The sequence below is a fragment of the Yoonia sp. F2084L genome, assembly GCF_023015625.1.
Classification (GTDB): Bacteria; Pseudomonadota; Alphaproteobacteria; order Rhodobacterales; family Rhodobacteraceae; genus Yoonia.
In genome coordinates this window covers 255,299-278,373 of record NZ_JALKAH010000001.1, presented here as the reverse complement: position 1 = coordinate 278,373, position 23,075 = coordinate 255,299, and the positions used below count along the sequence as shown (strand labels likewise).

At 56.4% G+C, this 23,075-nt stretch carries 27 protein-coding genes; 10 read left to right on the top strand and 17 right to left on the bottom strand.

Going from position 1 to position 23,075, the window contains the following annotated elements; genetic code table 11:
- Positions 1–36: 36 nt before the first annotated feature.
- Positions 37–642 (bottom strand): biotin transporter BioY, encoded by a 606-nt coding sequence (locus tag MWU60_RS01270; RefSeq protein WP_247225234.1) that lies wholly within the window; start codon positions 640–642, stop codon positions 37–39.
- Between the two features lie 75 nt (positions 643–717).
- Positions 718–1,137: a DUF6314 family protein gene (locus MWU60_RS01265; protein ID WP_348644663.1), complete on the bottom strand. Its 420-nt coding sequence runs from the start codon at positions 1,135–1,137 to the stop codon at positions 718–720.
- A 173-nt stretch (positions 1,138–1,310) separates the two neighbouring features.
- On the opposite strand from MWU60_RS01265, the gene purB reads away from it, so the two are divergent.
- On the top strand, positions 1,311–2,618 hold the full coding sequence (purB, locus tag MWU60_RS01260) for an adenylosuccinate lyase (RefSeq protein WP_247225232.1): 1,308 nt from the start codon (positions 1,311–1,313) through the stop codon (positions 2,616–2,618).
- A gap of 63 nt (positions 2,619–2,681) precedes the next feature.
- On the opposite strand, the gene MWU60_RS01255 is transcribed toward purB, so the two are convergent.
- Together MWU60_RS01255 and MWU60_RS01250 are read right to left on the bottom strand one after the other, a co-directional pair.
- Positions 2,682–3,347: an acyl-homoserine-lactone synthase gene (locus MWU60_RS01255; protein ID WP_247225231.1), complete on the bottom strand. Its 666-nt coding sequence runs from the start codon at positions 3,345–3,347 to the stop codon at positions 2,682–2,684.
- Positions 3,348–3,470: 123 nt separating this feature from the next.
- Complete coding sequence (locus MWU60_RS01250) at positions 3,471–4,079, bottom strand: autoinducer binding domain-containing protein (protein WP_247225230.1); 609 nt, start codon at positions 4,077–4,079, stop codon at positions 3,471–3,473.
- A gap of 137 nt (positions 4,080–4,216) precedes the next feature.
- On the opposite strand from MWU60_RS01250, the gene MWU60_RS01245 reads away from it, so the two are divergent.
- The 6 genes from MWU60_RS01245 (at position 4,217) to MWU60_RS01225 (ending at position 8,011) form a co-directional block, all read left to right on the top strand.
- Positions 4,217–4,705 (top strand): autoinducer binding domain-containing protein, encoded by a 489-nt coding sequence (locus MWU60_RS01245; protein WP_247225229.1) that lies wholly within the window; start codon positions 4,217–4,219, stop codon positions 4,703–4,705.
- A gap of 80 nt (positions 4,706–4,785) precedes the next feature.
- Positions 4,786–5,808 carry a FliG C-terminal domain-containing protein gene (locus tag MWU60_RS01240; RefSeq protein ID WP_247225228.1) on the top strand — a complete coding sequence of 341 codons (1,023 nt, stop codon included), beginning with the start codon at positions 4,786–4,788 and terminating at the stop codon, positions 5,806–5,808.
- Positions 5,809–5,859: 51 nt separating this feature from the next.
- Complete coding sequence (locus tag MWU60_RS19475) at positions 5,860–6,207, top strand: SH3-like domain-containing protein (protein ID WP_281493174.1); 348 nt, start codon at positions 5,860–5,862, stop codon at positions 6,205–6,207.
- A gap of 10 nt (positions 6,208–6,217) precedes the next feature.
- Positions 6,218–6,487: an SH3-like domain-containing protein gene (locus MWU60_RS19470; RefSeq protein WP_281493206.1), complete on the top strand. Its 270-nt coding sequence runs from the start codon at positions 6,218–6,220 to the stop codon at positions 6,485–6,487.
- A complete protein-coding gene (gene nthA / locus MWU60_RS01230) occupies positions 6,477–7,121 on the top strand; it encodes a nitrile hydratase subunit alpha (protein ID WP_247225227.1) in 645 nt (214 codons plus the stop codon). The genes MWU60_RS19470 and nthA overlap by 11 nt, the downstream gene beginning before the upstream one ends.
- Positions 7,118–8,011, top strand: a complete 894-nt coding sequence (locus MWU60_RS01225; RefSeq protein ID WP_247225226.1) for a lysophospholipid acyltransferase family protein — start codon at positions 7,118–7,120, stop codon at positions 8,009–8,011. The genes nthA and MWU60_RS01225 overlap by 4 nt, the downstream gene beginning before the upstream one ends.
- On the opposite strand, the gene MWU60_RS01220 is transcribed toward MWU60_RS01225, so the two are convergent.
- A complete protein-coding gene (locus tag MWU60_RS01220; protein WP_247225225.1) occupies positions 8,003–8,695 on the bottom strand; it encodes a DUF1223 domain-containing protein in 693 nt (230 codons plus the stop codon). The two genes, MWU60_RS01225 and MWU60_RS01220, sit on opposite strands and share 9 nt — an antisense overlap.
- 233 nt (positions 8,696–8,928) lie before the next feature.
- Here MWU60_RS01220 and acnA point away from each other — a divergent pair, with 233 nt between their 5' ends.
- A complete protein-coding gene (gene acnA, locus MWU60_RS01215; RefSeq protein ID WP_247225224.1) occupies positions 8,929–11,619 on the top strand; it encodes an aconitate hydratase AcnA in 2,691 nt (896 codons plus the stop codon).
- A gap of 30 nt (positions 11,620–11,649) precedes the next feature.
- Here acnA and MWU60_RS01210 read toward each other — a convergent pair whose 3' ends face one another.
- From MWU60_RS01210 to yajC, 10 genes are read right to left on the bottom strand one after another with little or no spacing between them, the layout of a single operon-like run.
- Positions 11,650–12,102 (bottom strand): hypothetical protein, encoded by a 453-nt coding sequence (locus MWU60_RS01210; protein WP_247225223.1) that lies wholly within the window; start codon positions 12,100–12,102, stop codon positions 11,650–11,652.
- 14 nt (positions 12,103–12,116) lie between these two features.
- Positions 12,117–12,653: a DsbE family thiol:disulfide interchange protein gene (locus MWU60_RS01205; RefSeq protein WP_247225222.1), complete on the bottom strand. Its 537-nt coding sequence runs from the start codon at positions 12,651–12,653 to the stop codon at positions 12,117–12,119.
- Positions 12,646–12,789: a heme exporter protein CcmD gene (gene ccmD / locus MWU60_RS01200; protein ID WP_247225221.1), complete on the bottom strand. Its 144-nt coding sequence runs from the start codon at positions 12,787–12,789 to the stop codon at positions 12,646–12,648. Before ccmD ends, MWU60_RS01205 begins: the two co-directional genes overlap by 8 nt.
- Positions 12,782–13,510, bottom strand: a complete 729-nt coding sequence (locus MWU60_RS01195; RefSeq protein WP_247225220.1) for a heme ABC transporter permease — start codon at positions 13,508–13,510, stop codon at positions 12,782–12,784. Before MWU60_RS01195 ends, ccmD begins: the two co-directional genes overlap by 8 nt.
- A 42-nt stretch (positions 13,511–13,552) precedes the next feature.
- Positions 13,553–14,209: a heme exporter protein CcmB gene (gene ccmB, locus MWU60_RS01190; RefSeq protein ID WP_247225219.1), complete on the bottom strand. Its 657-nt coding sequence runs from the start codon at positions 14,207–14,209 to the stop codon at positions 13,553–13,555.
- Positions 14,206–14,820 (bottom strand): heme ABC exporter ATP-binding protein CcmA, encoded by a 615-nt coding sequence (gene ccmA / locus MWU60_RS01185; RefSeq protein WP_247225218.1) that lies wholly within the window; start codon positions 14,818–14,820, stop codon positions 14,206–14,208. The genes ccmB and ccmA overlap by 4 nt, the downstream gene beginning before the upstream one ends.
- Positions 14,821–15,174 carry an Mth938-like domain-containing protein gene (locus MWU60_RS01180; protein ID WP_247225217.1) on the bottom strand — a complete coding sequence of 118 codons (354 nt, stop codon included), beginning with the start codon at positions 15,172–15,174 and terminating at the stop codon, positions 14,821–14,823. It lies immediately after the preceding gene.
- Between the two features lie 10 nt (positions 15,175–15,184).
- Positions 15,185–16,153, bottom strand: coding sequence for a protein translocase subunit SecF (gene secF / locus MWU60_RS01175; RefSeq protein WP_247225216.1), 969 nt, complete (start codon positions 16,151–16,153; stop codon positions 15,185–15,187).
- Between the two features lies 1 nt (position 16,154).
- On the bottom strand, positions 16,155–17,819 hold the full coding sequence (gene secD / locus MWU60_RS01170; protein WP_247225215.1) for a protein translocase subunit SecD: 1,665 nt from the start codon (positions 17,817–17,819) through the stop codon (positions 16,155–16,157).
- A gap of 24 nt (positions 17,820–17,843) precedes the next feature.
- On the bottom strand, positions 17,844–18,128 hold the full coding sequence (yajC, locus tag MWU60_RS01165; protein ID WP_247225214.1) for a preprotein translocase subunit YajC: 285 nt from the start codon (positions 18,126–18,128) through the stop codon (positions 17,844–17,846).
- A gap of 271 nt (positions 18,129–18,399) precedes the next feature.
- Here yajC and serS point away from each other — a divergent pair, with 271 nt between their 5' ends.
- Positions 18,400–19,692: a serine--tRNA ligase gene (gene serS / locus MWU60_RS01160; RefSeq protein WP_247225213.1), complete on the top strand. Its 1,293-nt coding sequence runs from the start codon at positions 18,400–18,402 to the stop codon at positions 19,690–19,692.
- On the opposite strand, the gene MWU60_RS01155 is transcribed toward serS, so the two are convergent.
- The gene (locus MWU60_RS01155; protein ID WP_247225212.1) at positions 19,667–20,797 is read right to left on the bottom strand and encodes a DUF2235 domain-containing protein; all 1,131 of its coding nucleotides are present in this window, start codon (positions 20,795–20,797) and stop codon (positions 19,667–19,669) included. The two genes, serS and MWU60_RS01155, sit on opposite strands and share 26 nt — an antisense overlap.
- 114 nt (positions 20,798–20,911) lie before the next feature.
- On the opposite strand from MWU60_RS01155, the gene MWU60_RS01150 reads away from it, so the two are divergent.
- Positions 20,912–21,631 (top strand): hypothetical protein, encoded by a 720-nt coding sequence (locus tag MWU60_RS01150; RefSeq protein ID WP_247225211.1) that lies wholly within the window; start codon positions 20,912–20,914, stop codon positions 21,629–21,631.
- Here the strand turns inward: MWU60_RS01150 and der are convergent.
- The gene (gene der, locus MWU60_RS01145; protein WP_247225210.1) at positions 21,606–23,063 is read right to left on the bottom strand and encodes a ribosome biogenesis GTPase Der; all 1,458 of its coding nucleotides are present in this window, start codon (positions 23,061–23,063) and stop codon (positions 21,606–21,608) included. The two genes, MWU60_RS01150 and der, sit on opposite strands and share 26 nt — an antisense overlap.
- Between the last annotated feature and the right edge of the window lie 12 nt (positions 23,064–23,075).

The window sequence follows — 23,075 nt, the reverse complement described above, 5'->3', positions numbered from 1 at the left end:
TGATGCTGCGCCTTATCAGAACTCTTTTGCAAACACTTAAGTGCGGGCGTTGCCGATCAGCTTCCACAGGCCGGGTACAAGCAAAGCTGCAAGCCCCAGCTTGAGCGCGTCACCGATTAGGAATGGTGTCAGACCAACTTCAACGGCCCAAGCCAGCGTTTTGCCTTCGTAAAGCACCGTCAGCCAAGCAACACCGGGCAGATAGATCAGCGCATTCGCAATCAACAATGCAACAGCCATCATCAAAACCGAACGGTCCCAACCGGCGCGTGCTGCAAAACCCAGCGCCAGCGTGGCGAGCACGTAGCCCAGCAGATAACCACCAGTGCCGCCCATCATATAGGCCAGACCATAGTTTTCAGCGGTAGAGCCTGCAAAGACGTCAAAGCCCAAGGCGCCGACAATCATATATCCAAGGATCGTTGCCAGCCCCAGACGCGGGCCATAAGTCGCGCCAATGGTCAGCACAGCAAAGGTGCCCATTGTGATTGGCACAGGCCACATAGGCACTTTGACCTTTGCCAAAATCGCCAAGGCGACGATGCCCAGAACCACCATCGCCACTTGCTTGACGCGTAATGCAGTGCCTTCGGATGGGCCAAAGGCCTCGGCCAGAACTTTATCGTTGAGTGCGAGGGCCATGTGCCGCTCTCCCCTATTATCTATTTCATTACGGTTTTATTGCCTATGCCGCGGCGCGGCGCAAGTGTGATGGCGCTAGCACTCCGGCGTGTATTGCGTGACTGATCGGTAGTTCTTGCGCGGCCCCTTCACAGTCCAGGTCACCTGCCACTGTGGAAACCGCACGAAAGAGTATATTCCACGGTACATGTCCTCTCCACACAGATGCGGGGTGGCAACAGGGGCACCGACCCTTGCAAAGCTGTGAAATGGCGTTCCATCCGCATATGCCACAAACACTTCATCGTCTTGGAAAGACCATTGATAGCTGCGTTCCGCCAATACCGGTGCACCACCTGCAAAACGCAGCATTCCACGTTCATGGAAAAGCAGCCCGTTCTCCTTCGCGGTAAAATGCGCTTCGCCCTCAAGCGTGCCGCTTTCAAGAATTCGCATATCCGTAATCTCGCGCTGAATTCGCCAGTTACCCTCAAAATCTACGGCTGAAAGCTTCACTTGGGGGACCCGCCATCCATCGCACGCGCTTCGTTGGCCAAAATCGCCCTCGGCATCAAAAGCAAAGCCACCATTCCCCGCAACATGCGCATCTCTCCCTTGAGGGTTCCGCCCCCGCCCCTTATGACGCGTCAGGAATCCTCTGCCCACCCCTGACATGAAGGTGCCTGCCCATGATCCCTCGCTATTCTCGCCCGGAAATGACCGCCATTTGGGAGCCAGCGACCAAATTCCGCATCTGGTACGAGATCGAGGCGCACGCTTGCGACGCACAAGCGGCCATCGGGGTGATCCCCAAAGAAAACGCCGAAGCGGTCTGGAAAGCCAAGGATGTTGAATTCGACGTGGCCCGCATTGATGAAATCGAAGCGGTCACCAAACACGACGTTATCGCCTTCTTGACGCACCTGGCCGAACACATCGGATCAGACGATGCGCGCTTCGTGCATCAGGGCATGACGTCATCTGACGTGCTCGACACCACATTCAACCTGCAACTGGTCCGCGCCGCCGATCTGCTGATCACTGACATGGACCGCGTTCTCGCCGCACTGAAAACCCGCGCGTATGAGCATAAAGACACCGTCCGAATCGGACGCAGTCACGGTATTCACGCAGAACCGACCACGATGGGTCTGACCTTCGCGCGCTTCTACGCCGAAATGGACCGGGGCCGCGCGCGGCTGCTAAATGCCCGCGAAGAAATCGCGACCGGCGCGATCTCTGGCGCCGTTGGCACCTTCGCCAACATCGACCCATCGGTCGAAGAGCACGTCTGCGCGCAACTGGGCCTCAAGCCCGAACCGATCAGCACCCAAGTCATCCCGCGCGACCGCCACGCCATGTTCTTTGCCACGCTGGGCGTCATCGCGTCCAGCATCGAGAACATCGCGACCGAGATCCGGCACATGCAGCGTACCGAAGTGCTGGAAGCCGAAGAGTTTTTCTCCGCCGGTCAAAAAGGTTCGTCCGCCATGCCCCACAAACGCAACCCGGTGCTAACCGAAAACCTGACTGGGCTCGCCCGTCTGGTGCGCATGTCCGTCGTCCCCGCGATGGAAAACGTGGCCCTTTGGCATGAGCGCGATATCAGCCATTCATCTGTCGAACGCGCAATTGGGCCGGACACAACCGTGACACTGGACTTTGCCCTGAACCGGCTTGCTGGTGTTATTGAAAAAATGGTGATTTATCCCGACAATATGCTGGCAAACATGAACAAATTCCGCGGCCTGATCATGTCGCAACGCGTCCTGCTCGCACTTACGCAAGCAGGCGTCAGCCGCGAAGACGCCTATAAACTTGTGCAGCGCAACGCGATGAAAGTATGGGAACAAGGAGCCGATTTTAAAACCGAGCTCCTTGCCGATGCGGATGTATTGGGCGCACTTTCCCCGGCAGAGATCGAAGAAAAATTCGATCTCGGGTATCACATGAAAAACGTTGATACGATTTTTGCGCGCGTCTTTGGGACGCGCTAAAGGGTCGATTTACCTGACAGCCTATTCGGCGGCTGACAGACATGGTTTTTGCCAGGCACGACGTTAGGCAGCGAACTCGCTGACATGCGTCTTCTCCACCGCGCTGCTTTTGGCAGCTTGTACCGCGCCAGGATCCTGCCAGGTCACGCCTGCTATCTTGCCTTTCATTGCCACATAACGGCGATTGTCGTGATGGTTGACATAAGGCTCGCCAATGACATGCACGGGGAAACCAATCTGACGCATCGTTCTGGCAAAGACCGGTGGGCAAAGTGCCATAATTTCGGTCGCACCCTGCGCCCGTGCCTGTTCAACGACCCCGTTCAGCACAAGGCCCAGCGCCTGTGACCGCCCTGCATGGGTGTCGATTTCATCGGAAATAACGATGCGCGTGGCTTCCCAGACATTTGGTGTCACCTCTGCTTCTGGAATGATATCAGCTGGTATCCCGATCAGCTTTCCATCAACGGCATCACGCAGCATGTACGTATGCGATCCCCATTGGGCCGTTGTGGCCATTGCACGCATACCTGCGACGACCTTACCGTCTTGCATCGCCAGCGAGTAATACGCCTTGGGGTTGTCGTACTGGTCCATCTCGACATCGTTGTCGTGGGGGATGTCCCAACCCAACTGGTCAACGAAAAACTGTTTGCGAAGCGCAAGGAACTCAAAAAATGCAGTTCCATGCTTGTGGAGCTCCGTCAGGTTAAAAGTAATATTCTCCATAGTCTTCCCTCTGGTTGTATGTTTTTCAGCGACGGCCCCACCTCCGCCGAAAGTGACGTTACCACTATGTGGACAATTTAGCTCTAATTGTTCGGAGGTCAGAAAAAAAGCCTGAAGATTTGTCTATATTAGACCGTATTGACTCGCTAATGCGGCGGCTTGTGTGCCCGTTTTCGCGCCAAGCTTCAGTTTCGCGTTTTTCAGCCGCTGTTTGACGGCGCCCTCACTAACACTCAACTCAAAGGCGATCTCCTTCAACCGGCGACCATCTTTAACCATGCCCAGCGCTTCGAGTTCAGCTTTGGTCAGATTCGTCGGAGGAGCAGTCTCATTGTGGCGGCGCGCCAGATAGGCCTGCAATAGCTTCATCTCAAGGTCGGTGTATTCTCGATCAGGTCGCGTAAAAGATGCAAAAGACCGCTGCGCGTCCGCCGAGCTGTCGAATACTGAAACGGTCACACCGTATCGCATGCCGAAGGTTTTGGCCTGCGCGATGATCCGTTTGGGGTCGTCGACGGGGAACTCACTCCATCGCACAGCACCGACGTTGCCATAGGCCCACCTAAGTACCGGATCAAAGAGCGCAAATCGCTGTTTGGTGTAATGCGCGACCCAATCTGGCGGAAGCGCATTTACTTCTTCCATCGGAAAGGCAAACCCAATGCGTAACGCAACATAGTGGCCTGACGGGGCAAGTTGCCCTATCTCATCAAGACCCAGTAGTTTTGACATTCGTTACCCTCAACAGGCCATCCGAGGATAAAGCCCTTGTTCCTGCGACAGACTTGCCACTACAATCGACGCAAGACGTCAGGCCCACAGTATTTGGTATTTAGCAGTTTTGGCAACCGGAAAGCGAGTAATGGTCGATGCAGCCGACAAAGTTTGAGATTAGTGAGACGCTTGGAAAGTTAAATCAGCTCGCGCCAGCAGGTTACGCACTCGGGTTCCATGTTGAGTATACCACACCCAAGTTCGTTTTTCAGACCTATCCGAAAGCCTGGCTTGATTACTACTCAAGCAACGGCTTGATCATGATGGATCCGATGGTTGCCTGGGGCTTCGAAAATGCGGGCGGCAAACGCTGGTCAGGGCTTGAAGACCCCGCTGGTGTTCTGAAAATGGCCGGCGAATATGGCATGAAATACGGTGTTGTGATTGCCGCAGTGTCAGGTGACAGCCGCAGCATCGGTGGTTTTGCCCATCCCGACCGCGAATTCACTGATGACGAGATTGCGCAGCTTGAAGCTGATGTCGTTCTGATCCATGACAATACTGCCGATACCGCATCGCTTGATCCCGATACAGTCGAACATCTCAAAAAGATGTCGATTATGGTCACCCACCCCGGATCTTAAAGCCGCCAGAATAACCAATCCTTTACGCTGATGCGGCTATGACGTCAGGTATGGATTTTTCTTCACCAAATATGTCCGACATGGCGCTAACACGTCGCCGCAAAGCGGCGATGGTTGTTCAAATGCTGATAGACGATGGCGCAACGCTGTCGCTTGACCAGCTACCCGAGACGCTCCAACTTGCTTTGACGGATGAACTCGGTGCACTGCGCCGCGTGGATAAAGCAACGGTTTCGGCGGTAGCAGAGGAATTCACAGCCGAACTTGAGGCCATTGGCCTTACCGGATCAGGAACCCGTGATGGGGCCATTGTCGCATTGGCTGATCACCTCAGCCCGACCCTCGCGGATCAGTTGCGTGCGCAACTCGATAGTGTCCGCAATGGCGATCATTGGCCTATCGTTGTCGACCTCAGCGTTGACCGGATTATTGCAATCATGTGTGCCGAAAGCATCGAAGTCTGCGCCGTTGCCCTTTCAAAATTACCCTTTGGAAAAGCCGCAGAAGTGCTTTCAAAGACCCCAGGAGACAGGGCCCGACGAATCACATACGCAATGTCCCAAACCGAAAACATCACACCCGACGCGGTCAGGCGGATTGGTGCGGCTTTAGCGCAGGACTACGGCCAACAACGCGACATCGCTTTTGACAAGGCACCAGTACAGCGTTTGGGCGCGATCCTGAACTCCACCGCAACAGACACCCGCGAAGACGTGCTTGAAGGGTTGGGCGGCACCGACCCCGATTTTGCCAGCGATGTGCGCAAAGCGATCTTTACCTTCAAAGACATCGCATCACGGGTCAAACCAACAGACATTCCCAACTGCATTCGGGATGTCGAAGGCGACGTGCTGATTACAGCCCTTGCCGCTACCCTGACCGGAGAAGAAGCACTGGCAAACTCCGCAGAATTTATCCTTGGCAGCCTGTCGCAACGCATGGCTGGGCAGCTGCGCGAAGATGCCGACGAACGCGGACGTGTCAAAAAAACCGATGCAGAAAAGGCGATGGCCGCCGTCACAGCCAGCATTCGCGAAAAGGCCGATGCCGGGGTGATCACCTTGATCGACCCTGATGAGGCGGATGACGAAGAGGACGGCTAGCAACGCGAATAGTGATTCACGTCCGGCAAGGAATGCTCTACACTTTGCCTTATGACTGACACCAACACATTCGACGGCCAACGCTGGCACGACATGGGCGGCACCGCAGCCGGACCTGTCCCAACAGACCAGCATGATTTTTCGCTGTGGGAAAAACGCGTTGACGCGCTGATGATTGTCGCCTCAGGCAAAGGGCATTTCACGGTTGATGGCCTGCGCCGCGTTCTTGAGGACATGGGCGAAGAGGCGTTCGAGACGATGACCTATTATGAACGCTGGATCGCATCGGTGAACCAGAACCTGATCGAAGCTGGCGTCTACACCACATCCGAACTTGCCCAACGCATGACACAGGTCGCCGCACGCGGTGCGACTTACGGCGAGGCCGCCAGTGAGTGATCGCCAATATATGCGGGTGCGGGCGGATATGCCGCCCGGACACGTACGCACACCTGCTTATCTGCGCGGCAAATGCGGTTGGGTTGAACGTACACTTGGCCCTTTCCCGAACCCCGAAGCACTCGCTTACGGCCTCCAAGCCCAAGCACTGCCATTGATGCGCATGCGGTTTTCCATGACCGAGGTTTGGGGCGCAGCAGCCGCCAACCCCAACGACACCATCGACGCTGAAATCTATAGCCACTGGCTCGAACCGGCAGAGGCCCCACATGCCCCATGATCATCATGACCACTTGTCGCCCTCAGGCCACCCTTACCGGCCCGACGATGACCACCCGCTGACCTATTGGCAGCAGATGGAAATCGCCGTGCGCGAATTGCTGATCGAAAAAGGCGTGACAACCGCGGCAGAGATCAACGCGCAAATCGACACGATGGATGCCCGCACGCCGGCGAACGGGGCCGCCGTCGTGGCCCGTGCGTGGACCGATCCAGCGTTCCGGGACGCGCTGCTGGCCGACGCCAGTGCGGCGACACGCGACATGGGTTTTGACGTTGGTCCGATGAAACTGATCGCACTAGAAAACACGCCGACAGAGCACAATGTCGTCGTCTGCACGCTTTGCTCATGCTACCCGCGCAACCTGTTGGGCTTGCCGCCTGATTGGTACAAATCACGCGCCTACCGATCCCGCACCGTCAAAGAACCGCGCAAAGTGCTGGCTGAATTCGGTGTCACCCTACCTGACACCACCACCGTCCGCGTTCATGACAGCACAGCCGACATGCGTTATGTCGTGATCCCTGCCCGACCCGAAGGAACCGATGGGTGGAGCGCAGATGACCTTGCCAAACTGGTCACGCGCGACAGTATGATCGGTACTGGATTGCCCAAATCACCGGATGCTGCGTGACCACTGAACCACTGCCCGAAGGATCAAAGGCCGATTGGCTGGCAGACCGCGCCTTGCGCGGGCTGATCGGTACGCTGATGCGCCTGCCTTATGACACACGCGTGCCGATGATGGGCAGCGCCTTGCGCCGCGCGATCGGTCCGCTGACAGGGTATCGGAAACGCGCCGAAGAAAACCTCGCGCTGATTTATCCCGAAATGGGCGTAATAGATCGCCGCCAATTGGCCGAAAGCTGTTGTGACAACTTCGGTCGCACGATTATTGAAAACTATTCTTGGCAGGACTTTGGCGAAAAGCTTAAGACGACCGAACCGACAGGCGATGGTCTGGATGCACTTGTCACGGCCGTTAAAGATCAGCAGCCTGTCATCTTTGTCACCGCCCATTTCGGTAATCACGAAGCCCCGCGGCAGGTTCTGACCCGCATGGGTCACACGATCGGGGGGCTGTATCGCCCGATGCAGAACGCCTACTTCAACGATCATTATGCCAAGACCATGACCTCTTGGGGCGGCCCGGTCTTTGCGCAAGGCAGGCGCGGAACGATGGGATTTGTCCGGCACCTGCGCGGCGGCGGCATGGGCACGTTGCTTTATGACGTGTCAGCCCCCGGCGCATCCTTGCCTTTTCTGGGGCATCCGGCGCGCACCTCACTTTCAGCCGCCGAGATCGCGCTGAAACTTGATGCGGTCGTCATCCCCTACTTTGGCATCAGACAAACAGACGGCGTGTCATTTCAGGTTGAGGTCGAGGCCCCTATCACCCACGGCACAGCTGAGGACATGCTGTTGCAGATGAACGCCCGGCTTGAAGCGCAGATCGCGCGAAATCCGGCACAATGGTTTTGGGTTCACAAGCGGTGGAAAAAGAGCCGCAAAAGCTCAGCGTAGTTCCGCTGCACCAACAATAGGGCCATTCGCGCCTTGCTGCAGGATCACCACAACGGGGCTATCCCCGTTGGCCAACGCCTCAAGCGCCAAGGCAGAGCGGCCATCCCATTGTCCGATCACATCCCATGATGTGACGATATTGGCATAGCTTAGATTGCGCCCCGCGTTTTCACCGCGGCGGATCGAAACGGTTTCTTCAGGCGTATAGCGAACCAATTGTACCACATAGTCACCGCGCGCTCCGGGGGCTGCATTGACGATCACATTGTTGCCACGCCGGGTCAGTTGGACATCAAACGGATTTCCACGCCGATTGTGCGCCTGAACCGTATCCATAACCTGCATCGGGCGTGATCCAATCACATGATCAACCCCACCGATAATCATTTGCGGTGTGTAGACAGTCGTCGCATTGGCCGCTCGGGCGTAGGCATGTTGACGCTCAGTATACTGAGGTGACGCGAAGATATCCTTCCAGCCGATGTAGTCCCAATAGTCCACATGCAACGCCAAAGCGATCACATCGTCACGTTTTGCAAGGTCATGCAACATGGCATCCGCCGGCGGACAGGAAGAACACCCTTGCGAGGTGTATAACTCGACCACAACCGGACCATTTTGCGCGACAGCTTGCGACGCGTGGAACAGGCCCACAAACGACATAAGTGTTAGAAAACTGCGCATGATGGGCCTCGGTCTTGAGTTACTGTCCAACCGGTTTAGTCAGCTTCGACTGAAATGGCCAATCAACCAATTGCGAGTGGAAAGTTAACAATGTTTCAGTTGTAATCATCGTTGATCTTTATTGTGTGCAACGGTATACAACGCGCGAAAGCGCCGCATTGCATGACGAATCTGCATGGTGCATCACCACCAACGATAGCCTTGCTTACGCAAAAGCCACGAAAGGGACCGCCATGACGATCACAGTCGGCAATGACACCGCAAAAACCCGTAAAACCCTCACAGTCGGTGACCAGTCGGTCGCTTACTATTCGATCCCGGCGGCAGAGGCTGCGGGTTTGGGTGATTTCTCAAAACTGCCAGCGGCTCTCAAAGTGGTTCTGGAAAACCTGCTGCGCTTCGAAGACGGTGGTTTTTCGGTATCCGTTGACGACATCAAAGCGTTTTCCGCATGGGCCGATAACGGCGGCAAGAACCCCCGCGAAATCGCCTACCGCCCTGCCCGCGTGTTGATGCAGGATTTCACCGGTGTGCCGGCGGTGGTTGACCTTGCCGCGATGCGCGACGGGATCGTGGCCTTGGGTGGTGACGCACAGCAGATTAATCCACTGAACCCGGTTGATCTGGTCATCGACCACTCGGTCATGATCGACGAATTCGGCAATCCGCGCGCCTTCCAGATGAACGTGGACCGTGAATACGAACGGAACATGGAACGCTATCAGTTCCTGAAATGGGGCCAAGGTGCGTTTAACAACTTTCGCGTGGTGCCCCCGGGCACAGGCATCTGCCACCAGGTGAACCTCGAATATCTCGCGCAAACCGTTTGGACCGACAAAGACCAGAACGGTGAAGAAGTAGCCTACCCTGACACGCTGGTCGGCACAGACAGCCACACCACGATGGTCAACGGCCTTGCCGTGCTGGGCTGGGGCGTTGGCGGGATCGAGGCGGAAGCCGCGATGCTGGGCCAGCCTGTGTCTATGCTTATCCCCGAGGTTGTGGGCTTTGAGCTGACCGGCCAAATGGTCGAAGGCACGACCGGCACTGACCTTGTGCTGAAAGTCGTGGAAATGCTGCGTGAACTGGGCGTTGTCGGCAAATTCGTCGAATTCTACGGTGCTGGTCTCGACGTCCTCCCACTGGCAGATCGTGCAACAATCGCGAACATGGCACCAGAATATGGCGCCACCTGCGGCTTCTTCCCTATCGACGGCGAAACCCTACGCTACCTGCGCAACACAGGCCGCGACGAAGACCGTATCGCACTGGTCGAAGCTTACGCCAAGGAAAACGGTTTCTGGCGTGGCGACGATTATGCACCGGTCTACACCGACACCCTGCACCTTGACATGGGCACCATCGTTCCTGCGATTTCCGGCCCCAAGCGTCCGCAGGATTACGTTGCATTGACCGACGCCAAGACCGCGTTCACCCGCGAGATGGAAGAAACATTTAAGCGTCCGATGAACAAAGAAGTGGCGGTTGCAGGCGAAGACTACACGCTGTCATCCGGTAAGGTCGTCATCGCCTCGATCACATCCTGCACCAACACATCCAACCCTTACGTCATGATCGGCGCAGGTCTGGTGGCGCGCAAAGCGGCGGCCTTGGGCCTGAACCGCAAACCTTGGGTGAAAACATCGCTCGCCCCCGGTTCCCAAGTCGTGTCCGAGTATTTGGAGGCCGCAGGCCTGCAAGAGGACCTCGACAAGATCGGATTCAACCTTGTTGGCTATGGCTGCACGACCTGTATCGGCAACTCTGGCCCGATCCAAAAAGAACTGTCTGACGCGATTGCCGAAGGTGATCTGGTCGCAACTTCGGTCTTGTCCGGCAACCGCAACTTCGAGGGGCGGATTTCACCCGACGTGCGGGCCAACTACCTCGCCTCTCCACCGCTGGTCGTCGCTTATGCGCTGGCAGGCACGATGGATATCGACCTCGCCAGCGAACCGCTGGGACAGGACCAAAAAGGCAATGACGTCTACCTCAAAGACATCTGGCCCACCTCAGCCGAGATCAACGAGTTGGTCGAACGCACGGTCACCCGCGAAGCATTCATCAGCAAATACGCTGACGTCTTCAAAGGCGACGAAAAGTGGCAAGCTGTCGAAACGACGGACAGCGAAACCTACGATTGGCCAGCCACATCCACCTACGTCCAGAACCCGCCTTACTTTAAGGGTATGTCCAAGGACGCAGGCACAATCAAAAACGTGGTCGATGCCAAAGTTCTCGCCGTTTTGGGTGATATGGTCACCACCGACCACATCAGCCCCGCCGGTTCGTTCAAAGACACCACCCCTGCCGGACAATACTTGATCGAACGTCAGGTGCCTGTGCGCGAATTCAACTCCTACGGATCGCGCCGCGGTAACCACGAAGTGATGATGCGCGGCACATTCGCCAACATCCGTATCAAGAACGAAATGCTGGACGGCGTCGAAGGCGGTTACACCAAAGGGCCAAACGGCGATCAAACGTCGATCTTTGATGCGGCCATGACGCACCAAGAGGCAGGCACACCACTGGTCGTCTTTGCAGGCGAACAATACGGTGCCGGATCATCGCGCGATTGGGCGGCCAAAGGGACAGCATTGCTAGGTGTGAAGGCTGTGATCGCTGAAAACTTTGAACGTATCCACCGCTCCAACCTTGTTGGGATGGGCGTTGTTCCGTTCGAGTTTACAGGCGGTGACAATCGCAAATCGCTGGGTCTGACTGGTGAGGAAACAGTGACCATCGAAGGTCTGGATGCGGTCAAGCCACTGCAAGACATGACCGCCAAGATCACGATGGCGGATGGCACGGTCAAAGAAATCACCGTCAAATGCCGCATCGATACGGCCGTTGAGATCGAATACATCGAAAACGGCGGCGTGCTACACTATGTGCTGCGGAACCTGGCGAAGGCTGCTTGATTTTGGTTGGCCCCGGTGGAAACACCGGGGTTATTCCACAAGATCGACGCAAAATTCAGGCAATTGAACCCTACAGTTTTCGTATACGGGCTCTCTGACAGGGGCAAAGCCTCTACCCAATCCGACGTCAGGTCTCATCATCGTTAGAGTCGGATTGATGTACTCGCTCCCACGACTTTCCACGATCAGGCGCAAACAAAGTCCCGATCTGCAGTGAAGCGGCGTATCAAATAACATAACGAGATAATGATAGTTTTCTGAAACATGGTATGTGTATTTGTACTCCTGTGTCAGGAGTAAGTCGTCTATGATTCTTGGAAAATCTGAATTCTCGACGATCTCGACGCCAATGGTTTGCGTTAATGCATGTGGCTCGTTTGGATCGAATACCTCCGTACCACTCTGACCCACGGCAAACGAAGCCAACGCTGAAAACAGGGCTGTTGCAGCCAGACTGCGAACGTGTGATGCCGCTTTATTCATAGGCGGGTCTCGTCCTACTCCATAGCCTTCGCCAACTCCGGCAAAAACCGCTGCTCATAGTCCGACCCCACCAGCGGCCCGACGAACCGATACAGCACTGTCCCGTCCCCATCCACGATGAATGTCTCGGGCGGCGCAGTTACGCCCCAGTCAATCGCAGTGCGCCCACGCAGGTCAAAAGCGGTCGCGAAGAACGGATCGTCGTAATTCTCCAGATACTCAGACGCCATCGACTGCTGATCGCGAAAGTTGATCCCGGCGATGCGGTAACCCTGCGCCTCCAGGTCCAACAGGTTTGGATGCTCGGCCCGGCAAGGCGGACACCAGCTGGCCCAGAAGTTCACCAACGTGATATCGCCCGAACGCAGGTCTTCTGCGGTCAGTTGCACGGTCCCCTGTACGGCTTCAGACGGGATCTCTGGTGCTTGGTTACCAATAAACGTCGACCGCAACTCATCGGGATTATCCCGCATCATCCCCGCCAAGGCGAGCCCCGCGAAGGCTGCGAAAATCACCGGGGGCATGATCATCAGAGGCGAGATTTTAGCCATTCTTCTCAACCGCCTCCAAAGCCGCGCGGACCTTGACGTAGCGCCGCCAGCTCAGCCAGACGATAGCGGCAAGCAGCAAAATGCTGACCCCGTAGGCCGACAAAACCTCTATTCTGTAGTCACCCAAATCAGGCACGGCGTGTCCTCGCTTCCAATGCACGAATACGGCGCGCGCGAATTTCGGTGCGGGTGCGCATGAGGACCAAGGCAATGAACAGCAACACAAACCCCGCGATACAAACCAAAAGCGGAAACCAGAACACGTCCGAGATATTCTCTTCCTTGTCCAGCGACAGCGACGCCCCTTGATGCAGCCCTTGGTTCCAGAACAACACCGCATAGCGTGACAGGATCGCGAATATGGACCCGACCAAACACAAGACAGACGTCAGGTCCGCCGCCGTGTCAGGGTCTTCGATGGCTTCCCAAAGCGCGATGTAGCCCAGATAGAACAGGAACAGGATCAGGAAGGACGTCAAACGCGGGTCCCACGCCCAATATGTCCCCCACATTGGCTGTCCCCAGATGCCCCCGGTGAAAAGCGCGATCAGCGTAAACACAACGCCCACAGGGGCCGCCGCCCTTGCTGCCAAAGCGGAAACATGATGCCGCCGCACTACCCAGATCAGTGATGCCACCAGCATCATGATCCACGCATTAATCGCCATCAGGGCGGCCGGAACATGCAGGTAGATAATCTTGACGGTCGATCCTTGCCGGAAATCATCAGGCGTAAAGAAAAAACCCCATACGAGGCCAACCACAAGGCAAACCCCGGCCAGCGCAAAGCTCCAAGGCAGGACCGGTCTGGTCCAGCCCATGAACAGCTTTGGATTGGCGTATTCCCACATCGACATAGGCGCTATCTATCCTTCCTCATCCATCCCAACAATCCCCGATCACCGCAGATTGATGCGTAACACAGCCGCAGTGGCGAACGGCAACAATGCGAATGATCCGGCAGTAATCCCCGCCATCAGCATGAGCGCACCGGTCGGGTCCAACCCTTCGGCACCACGGCGCACCGCCTCGGCCCCGAAAATTAGTGTTGGGACATAGAGCGGCAAGACCAAGAGAGACAGCAGTAGCCCGCCCCGGCGCAATCCGACAGTCAAGGCAGCCCCAAACGTACCGATCATTGACAATGCCGGTGTCCCGATCAAAAGCGAGATCAGCAAGTATGCGTAAGCATCAGGTGCAAGGCTGAGCAGAAACCCCAAGGCGGGCGCTGCCAACGTCAATGGCAAGCCGGTCGTGATCCAATGCGCCAAAGCCTTCACCATCGCCGCCCCTTCCAGTGGCAGCGGCGACGTGGCGAGCAAAGCAAGCGAGCCATCTTCATAATCCAGCGCGAAAATCCGGTCCAGCGACAAGAGTGCCGCCAAAAGCGAGGCGACCCATAGAATGCCGGGGGCGATCCGAGAGAGCAGTTCCGTGTCTGGCCCGACCCCGAAAGGCACCAGCACCACAACGATCAGGAAAAACGCAAGCCCCAGTCCAAAACCGCCACCTGCCCGGACGGCCAGCCGAAGATCACGCAGCAAAAGCGCAATCACAAGAACGCCTCGTCCGACCCGCCGCTTGCATCATCGGCAGCCTTGAATGGGGTCAGGTCCAATTCAGGTGCATCCAGCCCCAAGTCAATATGCGTGGCGATCACCGCAATGCCGCCCGCCGCCAGGTGGGTGTTCTGCAACCAATCCGCAAAGAGCTTTACCGAAAACCGGTCAAGCGACACCGTCGGTTCATCCAAAAACAGAACCTTGCGCCCAATCACACCAAGCCGCGCCAAACCAAGGCGGCGTTTTTGTCCGGCGGAAAGCGTGCCGCCAAGGCGGTCGCGCAAATCACCCAGATCGAAGGTTTCAAGAATATCATCGGACATCGTCGTACCATGAACATCAGCCCAAAACTTGAGGTTCTCAGTCACGGTGAGCGCAGTCTTGATCCCGTCAGCGTGGCTGGCATAGGCTCCCTCGTCCTCGGGATAACTTACAATGCCAGCTTGAGATGGCTGTAAGCCTGCCAAGGTACGCAACAAGGTTGTCTTGCCAACGCCGTTGGGGCCTCGAAGGATAAGCGCCTGACCTGCCGGGACCTCAAAGTAAATATTGTCAAGGATCGGCACTCCACCGCGCTCACATTTGAGGGCAATGACTTCAAGCATTCAAACAGGCAACAGGGCCACCGCCACCCGCCGCCCCTCTGACAGCAGCACGTTGTAAGTGCGGCAAGCGGCTGGTGAGGCCATCGTCTCAACCCCGATCCCGGCGTCTTCCAGCGTTGCCCGGAAATCTTTGGGCGGATGGGCGATCTCTGCGCCGGTTCCAACAAACAGCACGTCAATTTCAGCGACCTGCGCCAACAAAGTCGCGGTATCCTCGAAACCACCCCAAGCTGTCACGCCATTGGGCAAGACAAGCAATGCCCCATCATATCGCTTGCCACCCACACGGAAAAACCCCGTGCCATAGCCGTCGATTGGCACTGCATCGTTATAGCTGATTTCGTTCAGGCGCATTTTGCCCCCTTCAGGTGTCGATATGGCCGTATTTGGTGCCCGCACTTGGGTCTTTCTTGGACCAGTCGCGCTTGACCCCCAGCACCAGCAGAATAGCGGAAGCCACGAAGATCGACGAATAGGTCCCGATCAAAACGCCCCACATCATCGCAAAGACAAAACCGCGGATCACGTCACCACCTAGAATGAACAGCGCCAACAACGCCAACATCGTGGTGACCGAGGTCATCAAGGTCCGGCTGAGCGTTTCGTTGATCGAGATATTCAGCACCTCTTTGAGGTCCTTTTTCTTATACTTGCGCAGGTTTTCACGCACACGGTCAAAGACGATCACCGTGTCGTTGATCGAATAACCCACGATGGTCAGCAAGGCCGCGATGATCGCCAGATCAAACTTGATCTGGAGTTCTGAAAATATCCCGATCGTCAGGATCACATCGTGGCTGAGCGCAAGCACAGCACCGACAGCAAACTGCCATTCAAAGCGCAGCCAAATATACAGCAAGATCGCGATCACGGCCAAAGCCACCGCAATGATAGCCGTTTGAATTAGCTCACCGGAAACTTTGGGACCGACGGATTCAACCGATGGAAACGTCATACCAGGGTCAATCGTGCGCAAGGCCGCTTGGATCGCTTCAATCGTTTCAGACGCAATACGCTCATCACCCTCCTGTGCCTGAACACGAACCAAAGCCACATACTGATCTTCGTCAAAGAGCGGATCATCAATAGGCGCGATTGAGATATCACCAAGATCAAGCGCATCAAGCACAGCCCGGTATTCAGCAACGTCCACAGGCTGGGAACTATCGGTGCGAATACTTGTCCCACCCTGAAAGTCGATGCCGTAGTTCAGCCCTTGGATCATGAAGGACGCAAAGGCGATGACCATGGCGACCATGGAAATGCCCAGCCAAATGCGGGCTTTGCTGAAAAAATCAATCGACGTATTCTCGCGAACCAGTCTTAAGCGCATATCAAACCTCGATTGTCTTGGGGCGGGTGCGCGAGAACCAGATCACGATGAGTGACCGGGTGACGAAAATCGCAGTGAAAACGGATGTGATGATGCCAAATCCCAAGGTGACGGCAAAGCCACTGACCGGGCCAGAGCCCATCGTGAACAGGATTACCGCCGTAATGAATGTGGTGATGTTGGCGTCAATGATCGACGACAGCGCCTTTTCATAGCCCAACTCAATCGCCCTCGCGGGGCCTTTGGCAGTTTTGAGTTCTTCGCGTATCCGCTCAAACACAATCACATTCGCATCCACGGCCATACCGATGGTCAGGACGATCCCTGCGATACCGGGTAGCGTCAGCGTGGCCCCCACAATACTCAGCAGGCCAAAGATCAGACCGACGTTGATCACCAAGGCGATATTGGCGAAGAGCCCGAACAAACCATAACTCAGCACCATGTAAACAAGGATCGCAATGCCCGCCACGATACAGGCAATCTGCCCGGCGGCGATACTGTCCTCACCCAACTCTGCGCCGACGGTGCGTTCTTCAAGGAACGTCAGTTCGGCAGGCAGCGCACCCGCGCGCAACAGCACAGCAAGGTTCGTCGCTTCCTCAACTGTAAAGTTGCCGGTGATAATGCCCGACCCACCCGGAATATGGCTTTGGATCGTCGGGGCCGAGATGACTTCGTTATCCAGCACAATCGCAAAAGGGTTGCCGATGTTTTCCAGCGTATAGTCACCAAATTCACGCGCCGCTGAGGTGTTGAAGCGGAAGGCAACCGCAGGTCGCCCGTTCTGGTCGAAATCAAGTTGCGCATTTTCGAGGTCTTCACCGGTCACAACAGGACGACGCTGGACAATGTAGAACTGCCCCGGCGTATCCAAAGACGGCAGGATAATGTTGCCGGTCCCCGGAGTAGCATCGGGATCAGTCGTTGGGCTCACGACAGGATTAAAGGTCAGCTGCGCCGTCGTCCCCAACAGCTCAATAATCTCATTCGCAGACCCGACACCCGGCACCTGTACCAGAATACGATCAGACCCTTGGCGCTGGATGGTTGGCTCGCGGGTGCCGACCTCATCAATCCGGCGGCGGATAATCTCAAGTGTTTGCAGGATCGTGCGCTCATCCATCGCGGCCATTTCGGCCTCACTCAGCGTGATCGTCAGGATCGGGCCGTTGATGCGTACATCAATGTTTGTGGCTGCCGCACCGGTGAAGGATGCAACAGGGGACGCAAGACCGCGCACGATCTCAAACGCGCGGGTCGCACCCTCGGCTTGCGAAATACGCACGCGCAATTCTGTGGGCGGGCCGTTGTCCTCGCGGGTGACGAACCCTACCGTATCGCGTTCCGCAGCCAGCGCATCACGCACCGATGGCCAGAACCCTTCAAGGAACGACGCATGCACATCCTCAACCTGCACTTCGACCAGCAAATGCGCACCGCCGCGCAGATCAAGGCCAAGGTTGACAAGGCTGGAAGGCAGGAAACTTGGCCACTCAGCCGCATCAGCTTCAAGCTCTGCGTTTGTCATGCCGGTTTCAATGATCGCCATCGCGTCATTATGCGTCTCGACCCGACTGTAAAAGCCATTGGGCATCGCAAAGGTCAAACCAACGATGACCGTCAGCCAGATCATCACAAGTTTGGGGAACGAAATATTCAGCATTCAGCGTGCCTCATCGGCGAAGTGTTAGGTTTTAGCCGGTTCGGTCTTGTTCATCACGGTGGCGATGGTCGATTTGACCACGCGGACGTTAACGCCCTTGGCAATCTCAACCTCAACCTCGTTGCTGTCGTCTTCTTTGACCTTGACGATTTTGCCGACAATGCCGCCTTGGGTGATGATCTGATCACCCCGGCGCAGACCTTCCAACATCGTGGCATGTTGTTTCAGCTTTTTCTGCTGTGGCCGGATCAACAGGAAATACATGATCGCAAAGATCAGTAGCAGCATGATTAGGTCTTCGGCTCTCATATTCCATCCCTTTTGGTCGTGTGGCGTTTACGCCTTGGAAACTCGCGGCACATTATGTCCGCCACCCATGATTGGCAACCGCGATTGGGCCGCATTGAAGCAGCCTTTCATGCCATATGGGGCGCGCGTGGAGGGAAAGCAATCGCGGTTAAGCCATTTGCACCAAACTGGCCTCATGCGACGCAAACTGCTGCCGCGAAATTCGCAGTTCACTTGGCCCCCGCAATCGGGCATATGACGCGCACGCAAACACCTCAAAAGGACCGATGCCATGCATGACATTCGCACAATCCGTGACAACCCCGCCGCTTTTGATGCGGCATTGTCTCGTCGTGGGATTGCGCCAGTGTCGTCCCAGATTCTGGCTATGGATGAAGCACGCCGCGCCAAGATCTTAGCTGCGGAAACAGCGCAAGCAGAGGCCAACAAAGCCGCCAAAGAAGTCGGCGCAGCCAAAGGGCGCGGTGATGAGGCCGAATTTGAGCGGCTGCGCGCCTTGGTTGGTGAAAAGAAAGCACAGATCGCCGCGCTGAACGATGAGGCCAAGTCCGAAGACGCGGCGCTGACCGATCTGCTGATGGGTATCCCAAACCTGCCGGATGACAGCATCCCGGATGGTGATGACGAGGATGATAACGTTGAAATCCACCGCCACGGCAGCCCGCGCAACTTTGACTTCGACCCGGTGGAGCATTTTGAAATCGCAGCCATCCGGCCCGGCATGGATTTTGAAACCGCCGCCAAACTATCGGGCAGCCGCTTTGTGTTGCTGTCCGGTGCTGTCGCCCGCCTGCATCGCGCGCTGTCGCAATTCATGCTTGATGTGCATGTTGAAGAGCATGGGCTGACGGAAACCATCACCCCCGTGCTGGTGCGCGAGGAAATGATGTATGGCACCGGCCAACTGCCCAAGTTTGGTGAGGACAGCTATCAAACCACAAATGGCTGGTGGTTGATCCCCACGGCCGAAGTCACCCTGACCAACATCGTCAATGGCGTGACAATTGACGAAAGCTATCTGCCCCGCCGCTATGTGGCCCACACACAATGCTTCCGGTCCGAGGCCGGATCGGCAGGGCGTGACACCTCCGGCATGCTGCGCCAGCACCAATTCGAAAAGGTCGAGATGGTTAGCATTACCAGGCCAGAAGACAGCGCCGCTGAACATGACCGCATGACAGGCTGCGCTCAGGCTATCCTTGAAAAGCTGGAGTTGCCCTATCGCACCGTGGTGCTGTGCACCGGTGATCTGGGCGCGGGCATGCGCAAAACGCACGATATCGAGGTCTGGCTGCCCGGCCAGAACGCGTATCGCGAAATCAGTTCTGTCTCAGTCGCGGGCGACTATCAAGCGCGGCGCATGAACGCCCGCTACAAGCCCGAAGGTGGCGGCAAGCCGCAGTTTGTGCACACGCTGAACGGATCAGGTCTGGCTGTTGGTCGCACGCTCATCGCCGTGGTCGAAAACGGGCAGCAAGCGGACGGGTCGGTTGACCTGCCCGCCGCATTGCACCCTCACCTGCGTGGTAAAACGCGCATCACGCCCGAAGGGGTTCTGGCGTAGCAGGGTCCGGCAAACTAAGCAGGGCGGTGCGGATATGCATTGCCCCGCCCGGACTGTAATGCGCCCCAAGTGCCCGCATTCTGGCCGCCACGCTCCAATGGTAGTCATCCGGGTTGGTCGGCCCCACGCGCCAAGCATTCAAAGGCCCGGACCGTTGCCGGACATCGTTGGACATGACATCAACGCGACCCGGCGTGTCTGGTAAAATAGCGCGGGGATCAAGTTCAAGCCCCGCCGCAACCGCTTTGCTGACAATCCACTCTAACGGATAGGCGACAAGCTGGCGGTTGCGGTTGCTACCGCCGACAATGCCGTGGTTTCCGATGAACCAAAGCTGCTGATAAGGGCGATCCGGGTCTGTCCGGCCGTCGTTCAACGTATCAAGGTTTGCCCATGGCGTCGGCTCGTAGAGTAGCCGTTGTTCATCCAATGCCATCGCATGATAGGCGTGACGCACCATCGACGACAGCTTCATATCATAAAACTGATAGCGTCGGTTCCACAGCTTTGCGACCGGGCCAAGCAGCTTTATCGGCAACCCTTTTGCGCCAACCGTGTCCCAGATGCCCATAAAGTGGATGTCGACAATCGTGCCTTCTTCGCCCCGCGCTTTCCAGTCATCCTCTGACGTTGCGATATGCGGGGAAAGTGCCTTGCGTTGTGTCCATAGCGGCCCTTTATCCAGGTATTCGCCCTTGCGCTTGTAGAGCCGCCAAGCACGGTTCAGCGTGAACGCGCTTTTGACCCGCTCCTTGGGGATAATCCCGCATTTCCTGATCATCCCACCGAGCGACCTTGCCGTATAAGCGCCGCGCGAAAAGCCGAAGATGTAAATCTGGTCCCCGGGTTCGTAGTGCAGACAAAGTTGCTGATAAGCGAGCCTGACATTACGCCCCAGGCCCCAGCCGAAGGCACCGCCGCCGATCTTATGGATATAGCGTTTGAGTAGGTTGGCGTATTTATTGACACCCACACCTTCAAGGTATCTGACCACTTGCCTGTTTTCGTCATTTATGCAGGCATCGCGTAGTCTGACCACATTGGTCGGCGTTGTGATGGTCGGGGAATTCCACGTGCCATCGCAGAGAATAATAATCCGTTTCATACCAATAACCTTTACTTTGAATACGCAAATGTTGCCGTAACGTCAGCTGTCGATCAAGTCTGCTTTTCCCCACCTTTTGATGGAACTGACGCGCAGCAAGCTATGTTCACAAGCATGAAACAGATTTACGCGATCCTCACCCTTGTCTTCACGGCAAGTTTTGTCATCTCTCCTGCGCTGACCAGCCCCTTTAGCGGCTTTCGGGCGGACCAATTGCCCATTCCGCAGATTGAGCCTCCAATTCAGCCCGAAGGATATGCTTTTGCGATCTGGGGGCTCATATATGGGTGGTTAGTGGTTTCAGCGGTATTTGGCATGATTAAACGCGCCAAAGACACGGGCTGGGACAGCGCCCGCAAGCCCTTAATCGCTAGCCTTGCGGTTGGAACGACATGGCTTGCCGTGGCCAATGCAAGCGCTGTCTGGGCGACCGTCCTGATCTTTGTGATGGCGGCAACCGCGATTTGGTCGCTGATGCGCGCACCCAAGCGCGACATCTGGCTGTTCAAAGTGCCCGTTGGCATCTACGCAGGTTGGCTGACGGCGGCGTCATTTGTGTCACTGGGCAGTACAGCCGCAGGTTATGGCATCGCGACAGGCGCATTGGGCTGGGCCTATATCGGTATCGTCGGGGCATTGATCGTGGCGGGTCCTGTTTTGCTACGCACCGCAGCCCCCGCCTATGGGTTGACGGTGATCTGGGCTTTGATCGGGATCATTGTCGCAAATGGTGTGCAAACCTGGACAGTCTCGGCTCTGGCAGGCGCAGGAGTACTGACCTTGCTTGCGTTGATCGCAACGATGCGCGCTAACGGTCGCTCGGTCCCTTCTTAAGGTGCTTTGACAGGCGCGAGGGTTGCGAGGACTTTTTATCCTTGTAAGGATTTTTGTCACCCTGATCGCGCAGGAACAGCCTGATCGGCGTGCCCGGCATATCAAAGTCGACGCGTAACCCGTTGACAAGATAACGTTTATAGCTTTCAGGCATCATGTCAGGATGGGATGTCATCACCACAAACGCAGGTGGGCGCGTCTTCACTTGGGTCATGTAACGCATCTTGATGCGCTTGCCTCCGGGTGCAGGCGGCGGGTGCTGCTCCAGCATTCCCGTCAGCCAACGATTCAAGTTCGCGGTTGAGATGCGGCGGTTCCATACTTCATGCGCGCGCATGATGGCTTGCTGCAAACGGTCCAGTCCTTTGCCCGTCTTGGCAGAGACCGTCACCAAAGGCGCGCCACGCAGCTGGGGTAACAATCGCTCAAAATCCTGGCGCAACTCTTTCAGCTTGCTTTGCTTTTCGTCCTCAACGTCCCACTTGTTGACGGCGACAACGACGGCACGACCCTCACGCTCGGCCAAATCGGCAATCCGCAAGTCCTGCTGTTCAAACGGAATTTCTACATCAAGTAAAACAACAACGACTTCGGCGAATTTCACCGCGCGTAAGCCATCAGAAACCGACAGCTTCTCTAGCTTCTCCTGTACCTTGGCTTTCTTGCGCATACCTGCGGTGTCAAAGATACGCATCGGCACGCCGTCCCAGTCCTGCTGAACCGAAATCGCATCGCGGGTGATCCCAGCTTCTGGGCCGGTGAGCAAACGTTCTTCACCAATGATCTTGTTGATAAGTGTGGACTTCCCCGCATTCGGGCGCCCTACAACAGCGATCTGCAAGGGCTTGGCACGGGTTGGCACGCGCGGGGCATCTTCGTCATCTTCACCAACATCAATGTCGACCTCAGGCGCATTGGCCGCAGCCTGTTCGGCATGCGCTTCGGAAATCGGGCGCAGAACATCCATCAATTCACCCATGCCTTCGCCATGTTCGGCAGAGATACGGATCGGCTCGCCCAGACCCAAGGCATAAGCCTCAAGGATCGTGGCATCGGCTGCTTTGCCTTCGCCTTTGTTCGCCGCCAAGATCACATTGGCGTTCTTCTTGCGCAGGATATCGGCAAAGACCTCATCCGCGGGCAGCACCCCTGCCCGTGCGTCGATCATGAACAAGCACACATCGGCCATCTCAACTGCGCGTTCGGTCAAACGGCGCATACGCCCCTGCAAACTGTCGTCGGTTGCTTCTTCCAAACCTGCGCTATCAATCACCGTAAAACGCAGGTCGGCAATGCGCCCTTCACCTTCACGCAAGTCACGCGTCACCCCCGGCTGATCATCAACCAAGGCCAGTTTCTTGCCAACCAAGCGGTTGAACAAAGTGGATTTGCCCACATTCGGACGCCCCACAATGGCAAGGGTAAAGCTCATCTTATACGTACC